The sequence below is a fragment of the Occallatibacter sp. genome (assembly GCF_049802275.1).
Lineage (GTDB): Bacteria > Acidobacteriota > Terriglobia > Terriglobales > Acidobacteriaceae > Telmatobacter.
The window spans coordinates 1-18,689 of sequence record NZ_JBARMD010000493.1; the positions used below are offsets into that span (position 1 = coordinate 1).

Consider the following 18,689-nt stretch of genomic DNA (forward strand, 5'->3'; position numbering starts at 1 on the left):
CGCTTCTGAGCCCATCGTCGATCTTTCGAGCCGTGGCACCGCCCGCGTCTGCATCGCCGCCGAACGCACTGACCCAAATGACCAATTTCTCTTCCATAAGACTACGAATCGCAAACTCTACAATTCCGCCCTTGCCGCTGCGTCCAGTGCCGGATTCGCCGATATTCTCTTCCTCAACATTCGCGGCGAGTTGACGGAAGGCGCAATCAGCAATGTGCTTATCGAAAAGGGCGGCCGCTGGTATACGCCGCCGGTTAGCTGTGGTGTGCTGCCCGGTGTGTACCGTCGCCATCTGCTTGAAACGCGAGTCGACCTGGAGGAGAAGATCCTCACCCTTGAGGATGTCAGGAGTGCAGGCGCCGTTTATATCTGCAACGCCGTCCGAGGACTGCGCAGAGTCGATGTATCCCTGAATCTTGCGCCGGAATGATCGCCGCAAAATGCAGCGGGCTGCACCATGGCGAGTGCAGCCCGGATGCCAACTTCATTGCCAGGATTAGAAGGTCCGCGAAACCCCTGCGATGACGCTGTAGTCAGAAAACGCTGCGTCTCCGTGCGTGTGGTTCGCCAAGTCTGTGACGCTGGTCTTGCGATTCCGTTCAATTGCCCACGGACCGCTCGCATACATGCCCCACCGTCCATGCTCGTACATCATTCCCGGCTCGATGGAGATGACGTAACCGGGCCTGCGGAAGCCGTTGCTCGATCCGAACGCATCCCGCACAGGCACGCCTTCCATGCGCCCACCAATGCTGAGGGCGAGTCCGCGCAGGGGCTTGACGCCGGTCACTGGCCGCGAGAAGCCGCCGCGCCACAGGTACTGGTCAGTGGCAGAGACTACATTCTCTCCGGGAGCTGGACGAAACGTCAGCGTGCCTGTCGTGTCCTGCGGGCTGAACAGCCAGAATCCGGTGAAGTAGCCCGACGTGCGCCAATAGAGTTCGCGGTAAGCCTGTGTGCCGAGAGCGAATCCCCAGGTCCCGTCGCCTGGCTGGATCGACTCATCGAACGGCTCGGTCTGCCTGACGCCGCTCTTGGTAACCGTCGTACCCTTCGCATCGTTGATGCCCGTGGGTAGCTTGAGCTGAGCAGAGAAAGCGATGTTCCCGTGACTCTCTGTCGGTGGGCGCCATACCCAGGTCTGCATGCCGACCGTGATATCGCCAAGACCGCCCGAGTGATAGACATTGTTTGGACTGGACTGCCCGTGGCGCGACGCGTCCAGCGCGGGAATCGTGGCGATCGCGCTCAGTCGCGGCGTGAATTGATAATTCAAGTCCATCTCAAACAGGTTGACGTGATTCACAACTGCGTTGTGATTGGTCTGACGCTGAACCTGGTAGACCGTTCCAATGTAGTGCTTGTAGGAGTTGTAAACGCGATAGCCCACTGAAATCGTAAGTCCGTGCAGGAAGTTGCCTCCCGCTGAACGGGATATCGTTGCGGAATTGGTAGGATCGAGACCCGCGATGATGGGCTGGGGAGAGTGGGCAGCCACGCAGCCCTGCGCATGTGCAACAGGCTGCAAGTAGAAGAGGGAGACAAACAGCGCGACGGGAACGCCCGCGCTCCGCAACAGGAGCTTTCTCATTCACTGACCTCAAAAAGTCCCTCGGGGAAGAACCACAGGACCGGGAAAAACCTGTGTGTGGAATCCAGATGACGGTAGCAGCGATGCAATCGCGTTGGCTTCAGTCATGATGTCGAGAGTTAACTCAACCGTTTGATGGAGTCGGATTGCCCGGTTCGCTCGCTATCGTCAGAGGACGATGCTCCGATATCGAAATGCAACAGCCTTGGCAGGCCTTCTGCTTGTTTTCGCGGTGATGTCTAATCTCCTGGTAGCGAAGCGCGTGCCGGATCCCTCATTCAAGACGCTGGATGGGCAGACGCGAAAGCTCTCCACGCTTCGCGGACAGGTCGTGGTGGTGAACTTCTGGGCGACATGGTGCGGGCCTTGCCAGGAGGAGTTGCCACGCCTCTCGCAGATTGCCGCATCGTATGCCGGCAAACCAGTCAGCTTCGTCTTCATCTCCATCGACGCGCCGAAGGATCGCGCGAAGATTCCTGGAACGCTGGCTAGACTGAATGTCTCCTTCGATAGCTGGGTAAATGCGGACACGGATACACTTGGGCGCTTTGGTCTTGGAGACATCGTACCCGGCACTCTTGTACTCGATGAAAATGGCGAACCCGTCGCACGCGTTATGGGCGAAGCCAAAGAAGACGACGTGCGCAAGCCTGTCGACTGGCTGCTGGGTGGGAAACAAGGCGACCCTCCAACGGCACTCACCAAACGATATTGACGACCGCTGCTCTGAGACCAGGGTCAAGATTCCCTCCGGATCCATCCTTTTCCGCTATCCTTTCTGGTTGAGGTAAATTGCCATGACGGAATCGGCTACTCGTGCGCAGACGACTACGCGCCCGCAACTTGCGTACTTGACCGCAGTGCTGGACGAACTACGCGCGAAAGGAACGCATTTCAAGTTGCGGGTCCTTGATGACCAGCAGGCCCCTGTGTGCCACTACGACGGACGCGAGGTGATCAACCTTGCCAGCAACAATTACCTCGGCCTTGCGAACCATCCCAAGTTGATTGAAGCATCGTTGAAGGCCACAAAAGAGCTTGGCGTTGGCTCGGGCGCGGTGCGCACAATTGCCGGAACGATGCGTATCCACATGGAGCTTGAGGAGAAGATTGCTCGCTTCAAAAATGTTGAGGCGTGCGTCGTCTTCCAGAGTGGGTTCGCGGCAAATGCGGGCACAGTAAGCGCCATCCTCGGGAAAGAGGACTTCATCCTCTCAGACGAGTTGAACCACGCCAGCATCATCGATGGCGCGCGCCTGTCGCGGGCAAAGATCAAGGTCTTTCGCCACAAGGATGTCGATCATTGTGAAGAACTGTTGAAGGAAATTGCCAACGAGCCGGGCCACAAGCTTGTCATTACAGATGGCGTGTTCTCAATGGACGGCGACATCGGGCCGGTAAACAAGCTCGCGGCACTGGCCGAGAAGTATGGCGCCATCATGATGGTGGATGATGCTCACGCATCCGGGGTGCTGGGACGCGACGGCCGCGGCAGCATTGATCATTTCGGCATGCACGGGCGCGTGGATGTACAGGTCGGCACCCTGTCGAAGGCCATTGGTGCACTGGGTGGCTATGTCTGCGGATCGAAGGACCTGATCGACTCTCTCTACCATCGGGCGCGGCCGTTTCTGTTTTCGACGTCACATCCTCCGTCGGTGGCGGCGAGTTGCATTGCGGCCTTCGACATTCTGGAGACTGAGCCTGAGCGCATCGATCGACTGTGGAAGAACACCAAGTATTTCCAGGGTGAGTTGAAGCGCGTGGGATTCAACATTGGCGGCGTGAATACCCCCGCAACCGAGACGCCGATTACGCCGGTGATTGTGGGCGAAGGTCGTGCGGCGATGGATTTTTCGCGGGCACTCTTCGATGAAGGCGTGATGGGAACGGGGATTGCGTTTCCGACAGTGCCGGAAGGGAAGGCACGCATTCGGCTGATTCTGACCAGCGAGCATACGCGCGAACAACTCGACCGCGCGCTTGAGACACTCGAACGCGTTGCCAAACGCATGAACCTTCTATAGGTCCCCGTTCACTGCTCTTCGCTGTAATCCTGAGCGAAACATAAACCTGAATGTCATCCTGAGAGTAGCGGTTTTGGGGCCCCGCAGACGACGTCAGTCGGCTGTGGGGTAGGCGAGCGAAGGATCCGCTTTTGTATTTTCGGTCTCCGTGGAACAGCACGACCCCACGTACAATAACAAACAATGATCGCGCATCTGCGGGGCAAGCTGATCCACAAAGAACCGGGCCAGGCCATTGTTGAGGCCGCTGGCGTGGGATACGACGTTGTCATCTCTGTGCCGACGTTTACGGCGCTGCCGAGCATGGGCGCCGAGGCCTCGCTGCATATCCACACGCAGGTGAGCGAGGACCAGATTGCGCTGTTTGGCTTTCTTGATCGCGAAGAGAAGCGGCTCTTTGAACGGCTGATTACGGTTAGTGGAGTCGGCCCGAAATTGGCCATCAAGATTCTGAGTGGGCTCTCGCCCGAACGCACCGTGCAGGCGATTCGTGCACAGGATCATGCGCAATTGACGCGGATTCCCGGCGTGGGCAAGAAACTCGCTGAGCGGCTGGTTGTGGAACTGAAAGACAAGCTGGAGGACTTCGCCGTTGCGCCTACGCCGAGTTCAGTTGCGGGCCCGGCTGTCGACGACGTGCTTTCGGCGCTGACCAATCTCGGCTATCAAAGGCCTGCAGCCGAGAAGGCGATTGAGCAGTCGGTGGCGAAGGAGAAGGCGCTGGCTGGGGACTTCGATGGGCTGTTCCGCGCGGCGTTAAAGGTAATCAGATAAAGTGGAATGTAGCAACAAATAGACAGAATCGGGTTTCTTACCAATTTAGGGCGACTTCGGACGCCACAGTAATTCCATAAAGACTGTAACCCTCGTTACGACAAGCCCGATCTAACTCTTTAGAGCCCTCCGGAGCCCGATTTCAGAGCGTCAGGCATTCTGTACGGCAAGGAAGGTGTATTTGCGTGTGCTCGTCGCTCTCGTCGGTCTGGGGATTTCCTCCGTTGCGAATGCGCAGCAGGAGCAGATTCCAGACGCGCCGCAGCCCTCCATCACCCTTGCGGCAGATGGCAGATCCGCGCCCGAATTCAGTGAATCTACTTCCACGCCTGATCTCGCCGGAATGCCCGACGCCGCGTTCCCTCTCGCATTCGCGCATGCCGGTCAATCCGGGCGAGACACCACCCAGAGCAACAATCACAAGGGGCCGTCACCCGACGTTCCGGTCGACGCCAACGGCAATCCGATCCCCCTTGACCGTCGACAGCCACAGCGCATCCTCGGCTTCATGCCCAACTTCCGCTCGGTATCCGGCGGGGCTAAACCACCCCCGCCAGGCTGGAAGAACAACTTCATCGTGGCAACTCGCCAGGCCACCGATTATTCCAGTTTCATTTTCCTCGGCCTGACTTCGCTCACGGCCGAAGGCATGAACATGCATCCTGCTCTTGGCAAGGGCATTGGCGGCTTTTATGCATATACCTGGCGAGGGTTTCTCGATAAGACAGACAACACCTATCTCTCGGCATGGCTGCTGCCCAGCCTTCTTCACGAAGACACCCGTTTCTACGCGCTGGGGAACGAACATAGCATCGTCGTCCGCGAACTCTACGTCATCAGCCGGCAGGCGGTCGCGCGTACCTACGGCGGACGGCAGACGCCAAACATTGCCGGTCTCGGCGGCAAGGTCCTCACACAGGTCGTCTCGCGGTATTACTATCCGCCGAGCGCCAGCACGTTTGGCGTGTTGGCCAGCAAGTTTGGCTACTCCGTTATGCGCGATGTCATCTTCTCCTCAATCCGCGAGTTTTATCCCGACATCGCTGCACACTATATTCGCAAGCACCGTGAGAAGATTGCCCGTCAAGCCGCTGCCGGCGCTTCTTCCGCACCCTGATCGAATGGCCTCAACGTTCTTGTCACTGAGGGTAATGGTCCTGCGACGCTGGATCTTTCGATTTCCTCAGGAAATGCGCGGGCCATACATGCAGAGCTTCGCGCGGTCGCCTACACTGACATCCGTATGCCACGTCCATCCAAGACATCCGCTGCAGCACCGGTGCCCTATCTTCGACCGGAGGCCATCACATTCCTCCGCAACCTGGCCAAGCACAATGACCGCGACTGGTTTGCGCCGCGCAAGGTTCAATTTGAGGCGCAACTTAAAGAGCCGATGCTGGCAATTGTCCGCAAGATCAATGATGCGATGATCGATTTCGCGCCGGAACATGTCAGGCCGGCGGAGAAGAGTCTCTTCCGCATTTATCGCGACACGCGATTTAGCCACGACAAGCGACCCTACAAGACGCACGTCGCAGCGTGGTGGTCGCACCAGGGACTCGAAAAGACCTCGGGCGCGGGTTACTACTTCCAGGTCAGTCCCAAGGGCGTGGTGATCGCTGCCGGCGCATACATGCCCGAGAAGGATCAGTTGGCAGCCATCAGAAACTGGCTGCTCGACAATCACGCGGAGTTCCGGAAAATACTGAAGAAGCCGGCCGTCCGTAAAACCTTCAGTGAGTTCGAAGGTGAGGCATTGACCCGGCCGCCCAAGGGCTTTCCTGCGGATCACCCGGGGATGGATTTGATCCGCTGCAAGCAATGGGGGCTGAGCACCACGCTGCCAGTGGGGGCGGCGCAGAGGAAGGATTTTGCGAAGGTGCTGGTGAAACACTTCAGGCTGCTGGCGCCAATGGTAGACGCGTTGAATACGCCGATCGCAGCGGCCGCAGCACCGAAGAGAAAGGTCCTTTTCGGGCTGCATTGAGAGGCTGCTTTGCATGCTGAATCAGCCCGTTTTGCGAGCTCAATCGGCACAAAAGTACTCAAAAACCTGTAAAAACAGGCTATTTAAGACCTAAAAGGCATAAAAACCCAAGAAAATTGTGGAAAACCGAAGTTTTTCCATTGACTTTGGGGCCTCCAAAGCCGCATTGTTACGAACGACAGGGTTCTCGAGGACCCGCATGAATACAGGGGATTTGTGCAACACGTTGCCTCAAAGCGTTTTCGCACCAGGATGAGAAAACGCGACAGGTCGCACTCCCCCATGCGGTCGCTTTAAGGCCTCTTAATTTTGCTGAGGATGCCGAGCGGCGGGACACCAGGCAACAACAACCGAAGGAGAACATCACATGGCAACTGGAATGACCAAGACTGGACTTACCCGGCACATGGCCGAGAAGCTCGAATTGACCAACAAACAAGCGGCCGCTTTCCTTGATCTTCTGGCTGAGACCGCCATCAAGGAAACCAAGAAGAATGGCGTATTCGTAATCCCCGGCATCGGACGCCTCGTCAAGGCAGAGCGCAAGGCGCGCATGGGCCGCAATCCGCAAACTGGCGAAGCCATCAAGATCAAGGCGAAGACCGTTGTGAAGTTCCGCGTGGCCAAGTCCGCCAAGGACACCATCGCGCCGCCGAAGAAGTAGTTTTTCCTGAGGGGTGCTGTACAAGCTGGGGAAGAGTTCGCGCTCTTCCCCTTCTTTATTGTGCTGACTCTTCCGGCCTGACGCGACCGCGGAATTATTTCCGCATACCTTTGTGAGTTGGCACATCGAAAAGGAATGGCGGCTCAGGTGGCGGAAATCTCTCGAACGAGCGCGGCGGTTAGGGGGTCGGTGCTTTCGCTGTTACGGCTTGAAGGGCTTGCAGTAGCCGCGGTGACGGCGGTGTTGTATGCAAAGACGGGCGCGAGCTGGTGGCTCTTTGCGGCACTGTGGTTGACGCCGGACCTGTCGATGCTGGGTTATCTTGCCGGTTCGTGCTGGGGGGCGCGGTGCTACAACGCCGTTCACTCCTACGTTGTGCCGGGAGCCTTGGCTCTAAGTGCTCTGCTGTTGCATGCCAATGTATTGCTGCCGATTGCGTTGATCTGGGTCAATCACATCGGCGTGGATCGGCTGCTGGGATACGGGCTGAAGTACTCAGACGGATTTGGATTCACGCACCTGGGTCTGTTGGGTAAGAGGAGCACTACAGTCCCGGCTCGGAGTTGACCCGCACGCCGGGCAGGAAGGCGCGTGTGATAAGTGATGCCCCAAAAAAGACGAGAATAATGCGGCCGGCAATTTCAAGATCGTAGTTCCGCGAGACGGCCACTACCGCAACAAGCACGCCGATGGGAGTCAGCTCAGCGAGCAACGCGCGAACCCAGTGGGGCTTTGTGCCGGCGGGTGAAGGTGCTCCGCGCAATCGCGGAATGAAGCGGGGCACGGCCTTCAGATAAGCCATATAGGGCTCGCCGAGTTTGACGCTGAGGAACGCTTCTTCGCCGAGCGTGAGGCGAGTGGCGAAGATCGTGATGAGGATTGCGGAAAATGCCGCCCCGGTAGCGGGCATGAGGAATGTCATTGCGATGACCATGCACCAAAGGCCGATGTAGAGCGGGTTGCGCACGTAGCGGTAAGGGCCGTCGGCCATTACTTTGCCGGCCAACATGCTGGCGCTGTTGACGGTGTCTGCGCCGAGATAGGCCGTCCCCCACACGCGAAACAGCGCAGCTTTGGCAGCTATTAACGCGGCGATTATCAATAGCAATGAAGTTGCGACGGAGAACGAAGCGACGCCAGTGCGGCTTAGCTCCAGCGCCAGCCACTCCAGCAACGACATGCGCCGGCCGATGTGCCATCTTTCGATCCATGGCGCCCAGAAGCCGAGAATGATGATGGCGGCATTGATCACCATCCGCAGCCGAAACTCAATTGCACTTGCTCCCATTCCAGGTCCCTCGCGCCGGAGTGTATCATCCGACGCTTCGGGAACTGAGGTCGCTATTCCCATCGCAGCGCAGTCATAGGGTCGATTTTCATGGCAGACCGTGCCGGAATCAGGATGGCCATAAGTGCTACGAGAGCAAGCAATACCGTCACGGCTGCAAAGCTAACCGGGTCGTGCGGACTGACTCCGAAAAGTACACTCTGAAGCACACGCGATAGCGCGAGCGCCGCTACAAGCCCAATCGCTCCGCCCATGACGATCAAACGGAAACCCTCACGCAATACGAGGCGCAGAACGTCAGTGCGCGTGGCGCCGAGAGCCATGCGGATGCCGATCTCCTGCGTGCGCTGCACGGCCATGAACGTAACAACGCCATAAAGGCCAATGATGGCCATAACGAGGCCGATGCAGGCGAAGAAGGTGAGCAGTGCTGTTTCGAACCGCGGCCTATCCGCAAGGCCGCTGACGCGTTCACTTAGCGTTTCGATGTCGACCGGAACGGTTGAGTCGATGGCACTGATTTGCGCGCGAATCCACGACGCCATCGCAGCTGGTGCAACTGTCGTCTTCACTACTAGTGCCGCCGAGTGCGGCTGTTGCCAGTCCTCGGCTTCAGAGCGCCAAAGTTGGTAATACTCCGGTTCATCCTCTTCGCTAAGCCCCGAGTTTTTGACGTTTGCCGCCACACCCTGGACCGTGAACCACGGTCCACCCGGCACCGGCTTCACGCGCTGACCCAACGGATCCTGGCCTGGAAATAATCGCGAGGCTAACGCGCTGCTGATGATCATGAAGTGGTCGCTTGATGTGCGCTGCGCTTCTGTGAAATTGTGTCCGCGCACAACCGGTATATCGAGCGCCTTAAAGTAGTCAGGCGTCACCCAGCGCCAAGCGACCATGCCGCCAGTTCCGCCTGCCATCGGAGGACGTCCCGCTACCTCCATGATGCTGTAGATATGGTCGCGATGGTAGCCGCCCGGCGGCACTGTATCGCTCAGTCCCACCGCTGCCGCTCCCGGCAGCCTGCGCAGCGCCGCTTCCGCATCCAGGAAGAACCGCATCCGCGCCTGCGGCGTTGTAAATGTGTAGCGGTTAAGAGAAATTCTCGCCGTCACCACTCCGGACGTCTGCAGGCCCAAGGGCTGCATCTGCAAGCTGGTGAAGCTGCGCATGAGCAGCGCAGCACCGGCGAGCAGAATCACGCTGGCGGCAATTTGGCCAGTGACCAATATCTTCCGCATTACGGCTCGTGTGCCCGACGGCAGTGCTCGCGCAGCCAGAGCCATAGAGCGTGGCCGGTGCAGAGCAGGGATGATTCCGAACAACAGCCCACACACTAGCGCAAGCACCACAGTGAAGCCTAAGATGCGCCCATCCAACTGTGCGCGGTGGAGAAACGGCAGGCCGAATGGCGCCATGGCGACGAACACGTACAACAGTCCCCTGGCCAGCGCGCATCCCGCCACGGTGCCCGAAACGGAGAGAATTACTGACTCGACCAGCGCCTGGCGAATGAGGCGATTTCGGCTCGCTCCCAGCGCTGAACGCACGGCCAGTTCCCGCTCGCGTGCCGTGGCACGCGTCAACAGCAGGCTTGCCACATTGGCGCAGGCAATCAGCAACACGGCCAACACGGCTCCAAACAAGACCCATGCCGCCTGGCGAGCATCCTGCATCTGCCGCTCCCGTACCGAGCGCACGCGCAGGTGCACCTCACTGCGAAAACGAGCCGGTGCCTGGCTGAGGGCGTAGTTGAACTCGGGCTGCAGTTGCTCCGCTGCCTGCGCCGCAGTGATGCCGGGCTTGAGCCGCGCGAAAGCGTACATCACCCGGTCGGGTTCCACCTTGCTTTCATCGACCGCCTGCGGCACTACCAAATCGGCTTGCTCCAGTGCAGGCATCTCGAAGTCACTGGGCAACACGCCAATCACCCGCACCTGGCTGCCATCGATATCGATCAGCCGGTTCACAACGCCAGGGTCACGATTGAAATGGCTGATCCACAGGCTGTACGAAATCAATGCGACCTTCGGACCATTGGGCCGATCTTCTTCGGGCTTGAAATTGCGGCCGAGGATAGGAGAGATTCCAAGGGTGGGCAAAAAATTGGCGTCCACGCTGGCGCAACTCAGATGTGCCGGGTTGTGTTCCGTCAGATCGCACGCATTCACTCCAGCTTCAGAGGTAAGTGCGGTAAAGGGTCTCTGATGATCGCGCCATTCGTAGTACCACCCACCCAATACGAATTCCTGCGGAATAATCGGAGCGGTAAGCCCCACTGACACCAGCCGATCATCGTGCGCATAAGGCAGCGGCCGAAACAGGATGCGATCGACGACACTGAAGACCGCCGCCGTCGTGCCGATGCCAAGCGCCAGCGTCAGAATCGCCGTGACTGCAAACACCGGATTTCGCCGGAATCCCCGCAAAGCATAGCGAACGTCGCGCAGCACGCTCTCAAGCCAGGGCAGCGTGGCCCGGTCACGATAAGCCTGGCGAGCTTGTTCGGCGCCTCCGAGACGCAGTAGCGCCTGCCGACGAGCTTCGGATTTATTCAGGCCGGATCGAACAGCGTCGTCGATGTGTTGTTCGACGTAGCTCTCGAGTTCCGCGTCAAACTCTTCGGCACTTCGATTCAGGGAGAGGAGCGCACGGAGCCTGATCCATAGCGCACGTATTTTCGGCATTCTAACCTCCTAGTCTGCTCTCAGTGCCTCCATCGGATCGACAGCGGCAGCCCGGCGAGCAGGAATCCACGCGGCCACGAGCGCTACGATCGCCATCAAGAGGGGGACAAGGCTGAACGTTAAGGGATCGAGCGCGCTGACTTCAAACAGAAAGCTGTGCAGAATGCGGCTGAGTGCAACAGCACCCACGAGTCCGATGACGCAGCCGGCTCCGGCGATAAACAAGCTTTGCCGAACGACTCCCAGGACAATCTGCCATCGCTGCGCGCCTAATGCCAGGCGCAGGCCGATTTCGCGCGTACGCCAACTGACGATGTACGAGATAAGACTGTACACTCCCACTGCGCCAATAATGATTGCCAGCCCGCCGAAACCGAGGAGAAGCATTGCCAGAGCGCGCGGCGCAGCAACAGAGTTTGCGACGACTTCATTGAGTGTGCGGATGCGCGTGACGGGAACGAATGAATCAATGCCGGCGACGACGCTGCGCAGACCCGCGGCGGCTTCAGCGGGCGTGGCAGGGCCACGCAGCAGGGCGAAGAGCACCGGCTGAGCGTTGCCTGGCGTGATTGGCAGGTAGAGCTGGTTGCCGTAGTCGTCACCGAGGCTTCCGTCGCGTGTGTTGCGGACGACGCCGACGACCTCGACAGCCTTCTCGGGATACCAGACGGCAGGAATGTCCTCGTCAACGACGTTGAGCATGTGCTTGCCAATGGGATTCTCGTTTGGCCAGAGGTACTGGGCCATGCGCTCGTTGATGACAGCGGCGCGCGTGGTCCCTGACGAGTCCTGCGCGTTGAGCAGACGTCCGCGCACGAGCTTTAGGTCGAGCACGTCGAAGTATTCGGGAGTTACGGTACGGCGCGTAGCAAACATCGCGTTTGATTGCGCGCTGCGCGGATGATTTTCCGCGTCGAAGGTGTAGTTGCTACCTTGCCCAGTGAGCGGCAGTGCATCAGTGAGCGCAGCCTTTTCGACGCCGGGGATGCTGTTCATGCGGTCAGCAAGCGTCGTGTAGAAGGCGCTCCATCTTCCCCCATCTCGGTGCTGGGGCGCAAACCGTGTTTTGTAGTCGTTGGAGTCGAGCGAGATTTCTGCCGAGACGATGCGATCTGTGCGGAAACCGGGATCAACCTCGGAAAGCTTGAAAAGGCTGTGGAGGACAAGGCCGGCAGAGGTAATGACCACGACGGAAAGCGCGATCTGCGTCACGACAAGTGCGGTGGACGCGCCGAAGCTCGAACCCTTGCCCATGAGACCTCGGCTGCCGAGACGCATGGCTTCAAGCAGGTTGAGCGAGGCCATACGGATGGAGGGGATGATGCCGAAGAGGAGGCCGGCAACGACGGATGCTGCGAGCGTAAAGAAGATGTCCGAGGGCTGGAGCGAGATGCTGTCGATGCGTGGCGTGCCGGCCGGGAGCAGACGCACGAAGATACGGAGACTGAAGAACGCGGCAGCGAGGCCGACGACGCCGGCACTAAGGCCGAGTACGACGCTTTCTGAAAGGAACTGCTGAATGAGGCGGCGGCTGGATGCGCCGAGCGCGCCGCGAATGGCGATCTCATGCTCGCGGGATCGGGCGCGGGCGAGCATCATGTTGGCGATGTTTGCGCAGGCGATGAGGAGAATGAGTCCGACAGCGCCAAAGAGAAGCAGCAAACGGGGACGCATGGCTCCGGTTTCGGATTCGAGAAGCGGAACGACCGTCATGTCGGAGGCCCAGGCATCGGGCATCTGCCACGGAAACTGATGCACGAGGATGTTGCGGAGGCGGCGCAACTCAGCTTGCGCCTGGCCGGGCGAGACGCCGGAATTGAGACGGCCAAGGATATGAAGAGCGAAGAAATTCCAGGGGTCGTATGGATCGGCCCGATTGTAGGAGACTGGGATGAGGAAATCGGTGTCGGCGTAGGGGAAGCGCACGCCTGCGGGGAGCACGCCGATGATGCGGCGCGAGACGCCGTCAATGCGGATCGTGCGGCCAAGTGCGGAGGGCGAGCCTGCGAAGCGACGCTGGAAGTAGCCGTAACTGAGAACGACGTCGTGATCCTGGCCGAGGACCTCATCATCTTTCGAGAAGAAATTTCCGAATGCAGGATGGACACCGAGAGTGCCAAGGGCATTGGCTGTGACCGATGCGCCGAAGACCCGTTCGGGTATGTCAGAGCCGGTGACATTAGACTCGATGTCGTCTCCGAATCCGGCGATGGAGGAGAATGCATGGGATTGCTCGCCGAGCGCGCGAATCCAGCCTTTGGGCGAAACGACGAATGTGGTTCCTGTTACGCGCATCAGACGGTTCTGCTGTGCATAAGGCAGCGGTCGCAGCAGGATCGAATCCACCAACGTGTAGATGACTGTGTTTGCGCCGATGCCAAGAGCCAGCGTGAGCACGGCAGTGATGGTGAAGCCCGGCGCCCGGCGCATCTGGCGCACAGCAAAACGAAAGTCCTGCAGAAAGCTCTCGACCGGCGGAAGTGTGGAGCGGTCTCGATAGGCCTGGCGTGTCTGCTCAGCGCCACCCAGCCGAAGTACAGCTTGCCGATGCGCTTCCTCTTTATTCAGGCCAGCGCGCATCGCATCGTCAGCATCCATGGCGATATGGCTTTCCAACTCGGCATCAAACTCGATCGCCTTCTTACGGATGAATACGCCCCGCAGGCGCAACCAAAGTGCTCGCAATTGATTCATGACAAATTCTCCTATTCCGCACGCAGGGCCTGCATGGGGTCGATGGAAGCAGCACGGCGCGCGGGCAGCCAGCATGCGAACAGCGCGATGATTGTGAGAAAGACTGGGACGATGACAAAGGTGAGCGTGTCATGCGGCTGAATGCCATAGAGAAAACCCGATGCCAGCTTCGAAAGCATCCACGCAGCCGGCCAGCCAAGAAGCATGGCAATGCCGGCAAGCACCATTCCCTGGCGGACAACGAGTCGAGCGACCGTACTCGCACGAGCGCCCAGCGCCATGCGGATGCCGATCTCGCGCGTGCGCCGGCTGACCGCATAGCTCATCACGCCGTAGAGGCCAATGGCCGCAAGCACGAGGCCGATGATGCCGAAGACCCCGAAGAGCGTTGCGGCCAGGCGAGGCAGGAAAAACGCGGTGCGCACGTGCTCCTCCATAGTCTCCTCGTTGTAAATGGCGAGGTTGGGATCGAGCGCATAAACCTGGCGACGTACTGGATCCGCGAGTGCCGCCGGGTTACCGGAGGTATGAACGAGAAGCGTATAACCCATCAGCGATGGGTCATCGGTAATGCTCTGATCGAGTGACCGGTAGAGGATAGGCCGCGTGTTCTCGCCAAGCGTACGCGACTTGGCATTACCGACGACGCCGATGATCTCGTAGTTCCAGCGGCCCCCGTTCACATGTTGGCCGATGGGATTTGTGCCCGGGAAGAGCCGGTCAGCAAATGCCTTATTGACGACGGCAACTCTCGGGCCATCGGCAACTTCATTGCCGAAGTCGCGGCCGGAAAGGCGCGGCGTACCCAGCGCATCGAAATAACCGGGCGTGGTCATGTAGAGGTCGGCGTTGGTGAATGTCGCATCTTTGCCGGAATGGCCCGCAACGGTAAATCCGTCACTGCGATTGCCACCTGAGAGAAGCGCAACATCGGTTGTCACTGCCGCGTCGACGCCTGGCAATGCTGAAACACGACGCCTGAGTTCGGAGAGAAACTGGCTGATCTGCTGCGGTGTGTAGCCGTTGAGGCGCGGATCGATGGATAACAAAAGCAGACCTTTGGGGCGGAAGCCAATATCGATGCTCGCTGCACTCTGCAGGCTGCGGAGAAACAGGCCTGTGACCAGCAGAAGCACAAGGGACATGGCAACCTGAGCAACAACAAGAATGTTGCGCAGGCTAAATCTCCTGCCCGGACGCGTGAGAGCCTCTTCACCTTTGAGCGCATTGGAAAGAGCGGGTCGGGCAGCGGTCCAGGCAGGCGCGAGGCCAAGAAGAACGCCACAGAATGCGCTGATCGCGAAGGCATAAAGCAGGGTGCGCCAGTCGATCGCTACGTGCACGTCGAGTGGCACCGGCGCGGGAAGTCGGATAGCCGACAGCGATTGCGTAGAAATGAAGGAGAAGAATGCGCCAAGTAATCCCCCCGCCAGTCCTAGCAGCGTGCTCTCGATGAGCATCTGCCGGCGCAGTCGGGCGCGTGTGGCTCCCAGCGCGAGACGCACTGCCATTTCGCGTTGGCGAGCTGCAGCTTGCGCGAAGAGCAGGTTGGCAACGTTTGCGCCGGCGATCGCGAGCAGGAGAATAACAACGATCGAGAGCGCTGCGAGAAATGTGAGAACAGCAGTCCTTTCGCGTGGCGGAAGTGAACCCGCTTGTTCGAAGACAAATGAGTTGTCTTTGTCGGTCTTGGGATAAGCAAGGGCGAAGCGTTTTCCAAGCGTATTCAGCTCGGCTCCGGCCTCGGCACGAGTAACGCCAGGCTTAAGCCGTGCAACCACGGCCAGCCAATGGAACTCGCGCGAGTCCGCTGGCGGCAGGCTGGGCACAAGCTGTGATGCGATGCCGAGTGGCACCCAGAATTGCGCGTCGAGGATCTGGTCGACACTATGAAACGATGCCGGCGACACGCCAACAACAGTGAATGAACGCCCTGAGATCGTGATGGTTTTGCCGATGATCTGACGATCGCCTGCAAAGCGCCGTTGCCACAACCGCGCGCTGATCACGACGTCAGGCAGGCGATCCTCGCTGCTCGCGAAGCCGCGTCCGAGCACCATCGGGAGTTCAAGCACATCGAAGAAATTCGCGGATACGCCTTGCCCCCAGACGCGTTCTGGTTCGCTGCCGCCACTGAGAGATGCAGGAATCAACTCGTAGTAGGCAGCCACGCCCGAGAACGATTTCGACTGATCGCGAAGATCGTTATAGAGCGGCATGGGAAATGGGTTGCAGCACTGCTCACCGCGCGGCGCGATGTGGAGCGACAACAGCATCGCAGGATCCCCGACCGGTGCTGGCCGCAGGACGAACCGGCTCACCATGGAGAAGATGGTGGCATTGGCGCCGATGCCGAGACCGATGGAGAGCACGGCGATCGCCGTAGCCGCTGGGTGCTTGGCGAGCGTGCGAAGGGCATAGCGCGCATCGCGCAGAGAGGATTCAATCCAGGGCAGGCCGTGGCGCTCGCGTTGTGTTTGCATCACTTGTTCTTTACCGCCGAGTTGGATGATGGCACGTCGGCGCGCTTCATCGCGGGTCAGGCCGGAACGAATTCCGTCGTCAACGTGCATGTCGATGTGCGATTCGAGTTCCACGGAGAAGTCCTGATCGCCGCTGCCGGCGTGCAGCAGACCAGTGAGACGCATCCAAAGTACACGAAGCTTTCGCATCGGATCTCCTATTCGTTACGCAGTGCTTCCATGGGATCGATCGACGCGGCGCGGTGCGCGGGGATCAGGCATGCGATTCCCGACACTGAAAGCAGCAGGACGATTGCACCAACTTCGAGGCTCAATCCGGAACGGAGGCCGTCTTCAACCTGCATGGCGATGTGCGACTCGAGCTCATCGGAGAAGTCGCGGTCAGCATGACCGGGGTGGAGCAAACCGACAAGTCGTATCCAAAGCGCACGAAGTTTTCGCATTGGCTCTCCTATTCAGTTCGCAATGCCTGCATGGGATCGATGGACGCCGCGCGGCGAGCTGGAACAAGCGCGGCAATCAGGCCGCAGACGATTAACAATGCACAAACCAGGACAACGGTGACGGGGTCATGCTCGCTGACTCCGAATAAAAATGACTTGAGGGTCCGTGTTGCAGCCCATGTACACGCGAGGCCAACAAGGATACCTGCGCCGACAAGAACGGCGGCATTCCTCAGAATGAGCAGCAGGACATCGACGCGTTGCGCACCGAGAGCCATGCGGATGCCTACTTCGCGGGTGCGGCGATTGACCGAGTAAGCCATAAGGCCATAAAGGCCCACTAGCGAGAGCAGCAAGGCAATGGCTGCGAAGGCGGTGAGAAGCGAGACCTGAAATCTGCGGCGGGCACTGGCGATGGAGACCAGGTCGCCCATGGTGTGAATGTCGGTGATGGAGAGATTCGGGTCGATGGACTTCAATGTGGCGCGAATTTCGTTGGCGACGGTCGCCGGCGGAATCGCCGAACGAACAGCGATGAACGCGCCGCCAAAATCGTAGCTCGGAGTGTACATCTGCGGCTGCGGGTCCTCTTCAAGACTGGTGTGTCGAATGTCGGCAACAACGCCCACGATGGTATGCCAGTCCGGGTGCTTATTGTCTCCGGCGACTCGGCCTCCGATGGGATTCCGATTTGCGAAATAGGTTCTCGCGAATCTTTCGTTCACAATTGCAGGCCGCGGCCACGCGCCGGAAGCATCGTCGTCGGTGAAGTCGCGGCCGGCGATGAGCGGAGTATTCATGGCGGCAAAATACTGCGGTGTAACCGTCCTGGCTTCGGTTGTCTGGTAATCCTGATTGGCGAATCCATCGATCCAAATTGTTCCAAGGCTCTCGGTCTGGCTTAGAGGCAGATTGCTGACGGCTCCCACTGCATTCACACCGGGAAGTGCACGCACTTTGTCGATGATCGTTTTGAAGTATGCGGCGCGACCGGGTTGTGGCTGGCGATAGCGGTCGCCGAGCGAGACGTTCATACTCAACGTGGATTGCGAGAACCCGGTGTCAACAGTCACAACGTTGATATAGCTGCGGATGAGCAGTCCCGCGCCTGCCAGCAACACAACCACCATGGCTGTTTGGGCGACGATGAGGATGCTTTGCACACGGCTATGCGCGGCGACTCTTCCAGTAACTTCGTGGGTTCTTAGAAAATCGGCGAGGTGCATGCGCGAGACTGCGATTGTCGGGAACACCGAGCTGAATACGCTGGTGAGTATGGATACCGCCAAAGCGACGAGCAGGACGCGCACATCGAGGGTGGATTCGTTGAGGCGCGGAATGTTGCCTGGATCGAGATGCGGCAAAAGACGCAGGAAAAGGAAGGTCAGGACGAGGCCAACAGCTCCGCCTGCGAAGGCAATGAGCAAAGACTCGGTGAGGAGCTGGCGGATCATGCGGCCACGACCTGCGCCAAGCGCTGCGCGCACGCCCAGTTCCCGGGCGCGACCAGTGGCACGTGCGAGCAACAGGTTTGTCGCATTCCCACACGCGATCAAAAGAACGAGCACGACCGTGCTAATCAGCATTTCCATCAGGGGCCGTACTGGGCCGATGGAGATGCCGGTGAAGCTTTCAACCAGCGCGCCCCAATCGCCATACTCGGTGGGATCAAGGCGATCAAATCGAGCCATCGCGGAACTCATCTCGGCCTGCGCCTGCGGGATAGAAACGCCGGGACGCAAACGCGCGAGAGCTACGTTGTTTGCGATACCACGATCCGCCTTCTGCTTCGGAGTTAGAGCAAGCGGGACCCAGATTTTCGTGGATTGAATGTGCGAATCGCCATAAGGGAGATCCGTCTTGAACGGGTATTCGAACTCGGGCGGCATCACGCCGACGATTTGATAGCTTGCACCGTCAAGCTGAAGGGTCTGTTTAAGGACGTCGGCGCGGCCCGCGAACATCGATATCCAGAGGCTATGGCCGATCACGGCGACTTTTGAATGTGAAGGCTGATTGTCTTCAGCGTTGATGGTGCGGCCGAGTTCTGG

At 59.1% G+C, this 18,689-nt stretch carries 15 protein-coding genes; 8 read left to right on the forward strand and 7 right to left on the reverse strand.

Going from position 1 to position 18,689, the window contains the following annotated elements:
* On the forward strand, positions 1-430 hold a 430-nt coding region (locus WA354_RS17145), incomplete at its 5' end, for an aminotransferase class IV (RefSeq protein WP_472814243.1).
* Between the two features lie 66 nt (positions 431-496).
* Here WA354_RS17145 and WA354_RS17150 read toward each other — a convergent pair.
* On the reverse strand, positions 497-1,591 hold the full coding sequence (locus tag WA354_RS17150; protein WP_472814244.1) for a hypothetical protein: 1,095 nt from the start codon (positions 1,589-1,591) through the stop codon (positions 497-499).
* Positions 1,592-1,769: 178 nt separating this feature from the next.
* Between WA354_RS17150 and WA354_RS17155 the strand changes: the two genes are divergently transcribed.
* The 7 genes from WA354_RS17155 (at position 1,770) to WA354_RS17185 (ending at position 7,610) form a co-directional block, all read left to right on the forward strand.
* Positions 1,770-2,306, forward strand: coding sequence for a TlpA family protein disulfide reductase (locus WA354_RS17155; RefSeq protein WP_472814245.1), 537 nt, complete (start codon positions 1,770-1,772; stop codon positions 2,304-2,306).
* 82 nt (positions 2,307-2,388) lie between these two features.
* Complete coding sequence (locus tag WA354_RS17160; protein WP_472814246.1) at positions 2,389-3,618, forward strand: glycine C-acetyltransferase; 1,230 nt, start codon at positions 2,389-2,391, stop codon at positions 3,616-3,618.
* Positions 3,619-3,801: 183 nt separating this feature from the next.
* On the forward strand, positions 3,802-4,392 hold the full coding sequence (gene ruvA / locus WA354_RS17165; protein WP_472814247.1) for a Holliday junction branch migration protein RuvA: 591 nt from the start codon (positions 3,802-3,804) through the stop codon (positions 4,390-4,392).
* 187 nt (positions 4,393-4,579) lie between these two features.
* On the forward strand, positions 4,580-5,509 hold the full coding sequence (locus WA354_RS17170; RefSeq protein ID WP_472814256.1) for a hypothetical protein: 930 nt from the start codon (positions 4,580-4,582) through the stop codon (positions 5,507-5,509).
* A gap of 126 nt (positions 5,510-5,635) precedes the next feature.
* Positions 5,636-6,379 carry a DUF2461 domain-containing protein gene (locus WA354_RS17175; protein ID WP_472814248.1) on the forward strand — a complete coding sequence of 248 codons (744 nt, stop codon included), beginning with the start codon at positions 5,636-5,638 and terminating at the stop codon, positions 6,377-6,379.
* A gap of 367 nt (positions 6,380-6,746) precedes the next feature.
* The gene (locus tag WA354_RS17180) at positions 6,747-7,043 is read left to right on the forward strand and encodes an HU family DNA-binding protein (RefSeq protein ID WP_472801348.1); all 297 of its coding nucleotides are present in this window, start codon (positions 6,747-6,749) and stop codon (positions 7,041-7,043) included.
* Between the two features lie 135 nt (positions 7,044-7,178).
* A complete protein-coding gene (locus tag WA354_RS17185; RefSeq protein WP_472814249.1) occupies positions 7,179-7,610 on the forward strand; it encodes a DUF4260 domain-containing protein in 432 nt (143 codons plus the stop codon).
* On the opposite strand, the gene WA354_RS17190 is transcribed toward WA354_RS17185, so the two are convergent.
* The 6 genes from WA354_RS17190 to WA354_RS17215 form a co-directional block, all read right to left on the reverse strand.
* Positions 7,588-8,331: a methyltransferase family protein gene (locus WA354_RS17190; RefSeq protein ID WP_472814250.1), complete on the reverse strand. Its 744-nt coding sequence runs from the start codon at positions 8,329-8,331 to the stop codon at positions 7,588-7,590. The two genes, WA354_RS17185 and WA354_RS17190, sit on opposite strands and share 23 nt — an antisense overlap.
* 53 nt (positions 8,332-8,384) lie before the next feature.
* The gene (locus WA354_RS17195; RefSeq protein ID WP_472814251.1) at positions 8,385-11,018 is read right to left on the reverse strand and encodes an ADOP family duplicated permease; all 2,634 of its coding nucleotides are present in this window, start codon (positions 11,016-11,018) and stop codon (positions 8,385-8,387) included.
* Between the two features lie 9 nt (positions 11,019-11,027).
* Entirely contained in the window at positions 11,028-13,712 is a 2,685-nt protein-coding gene (locus WA354_RS17200; protein ID WP_472814252.1) for an ADOP family duplicated permease, read from the reverse strand.
* Between the two features lie 11 nt (positions 13,713-13,723).
* Positions 13,724-16,384 carry an ADOP family duplicated permease gene (locus WA354_RS17205; RefSeq protein ID WP_472814253.1) on the reverse strand — a complete coding sequence of 887 codons (2,661 nt, stop codon included), beginning with the start codon at positions 16,382-16,384 and terminating at the stop codon, positions 13,724-13,726.
* Positions 16,385-16,392: 8 nt separating this feature from the next.
* Complete coding sequence (locus tag WA354_RS17210) at positions 16,393-16,638, reverse strand: hypothetical protein (RefSeq protein WP_472814254.1); 246 nt, start codon at positions 16,636-16,638, stop codon at positions 16,393-16,395.
* Positions 16,639-16,646: 8 nt separating this feature from the next.
* Positions 16,647-18,689 (reverse strand): ABC transporter permease (locus WA354_RS17215; protein WP_472814255.1); only part of this gene is annotated, 2,043 nt, incomplete at its 5' end.

Coding starts and splice junctions, on each gene's coding strand:
- WA354_RS17150 (WP_472814244.1), bottom strand. CDS start 1,591: ATGAGAAAGCTCCTGTTGCGGAGCGCGGGCGTTCCCGTCGCGCTGTTT.
- WA354_RS17155 (WP_472814245.1), top strand. CDS start 1,770: ATGCTCCGATATCGAAATGCAACAGCCTTGGCAGGCCTTCTGCTTGTT.
- WA354_RS17160 (WP_472814246.1), top strand. CDS start 2,389: ATGACGGAATCGGCTACTCGTGCGCAGACGACTACGCGCCCGCAACTT.
- ruvA (WP_472814247.1), top strand. CDS start 3,802: ATGATCGCGCATCTGCGGGGCAAGCTGATCCACAAAGAACCGGGCCAG.
- WA354_RS17175 (WP_472814248.1), top strand. CDS start 5,636: ATGCCACGTCCATCCAAGACATCCGCTGCAGCACCGGTGCCCTATCTT.
- WA354_RS17180 (WP_472801348.1), top strand. CDS start 6,747: ATGGCAACTGGAATGACCAAGACTGGACTTACCCGGCACATGGCCGAG.
- WA354_RS17185 (WP_472814249.1), top strand. CDS start 7,179: ATGGCGGCTCAGGTGGCGGAAATCTCTCGAACGAGCGCGGCGGTTAGG.
- WA354_RS17190 (WP_472814250.1), bottom strand. CDS start 8,331: ATGGGAGCAAGTGCAATTGAGTTTCGGCTGCGGATGGTGATCAATGCC.
- WA354_RS17195 (WP_472814251.1), bottom strand. CDS start 11,018: ATGCCGAAAATACGTGCGCTATGGATCAGGCTCCGTGCGCTCCTCTCC.
- WA354_RS17200 (WP_472814252.1), bottom strand. CDS start 13,712: ATGAATCAATTGCGAGCACTTTGGTTGCGCCTGCGGGGCGTATTCATC.
- WA354_RS17205 (WP_472814253.1), bottom strand. CDS start 16,384: ATGCGAAAGCTTCGTGTACTTTGGATGCGTCTCACTGGTCTGCTGCAC.
- WA354_RS17210 (WP_472814254.1), bottom strand. CDS start 16,638: ATGCGAAAACTTCGTGCGCTTTGGATACGACTTGTCGGTTTGCTCCAC.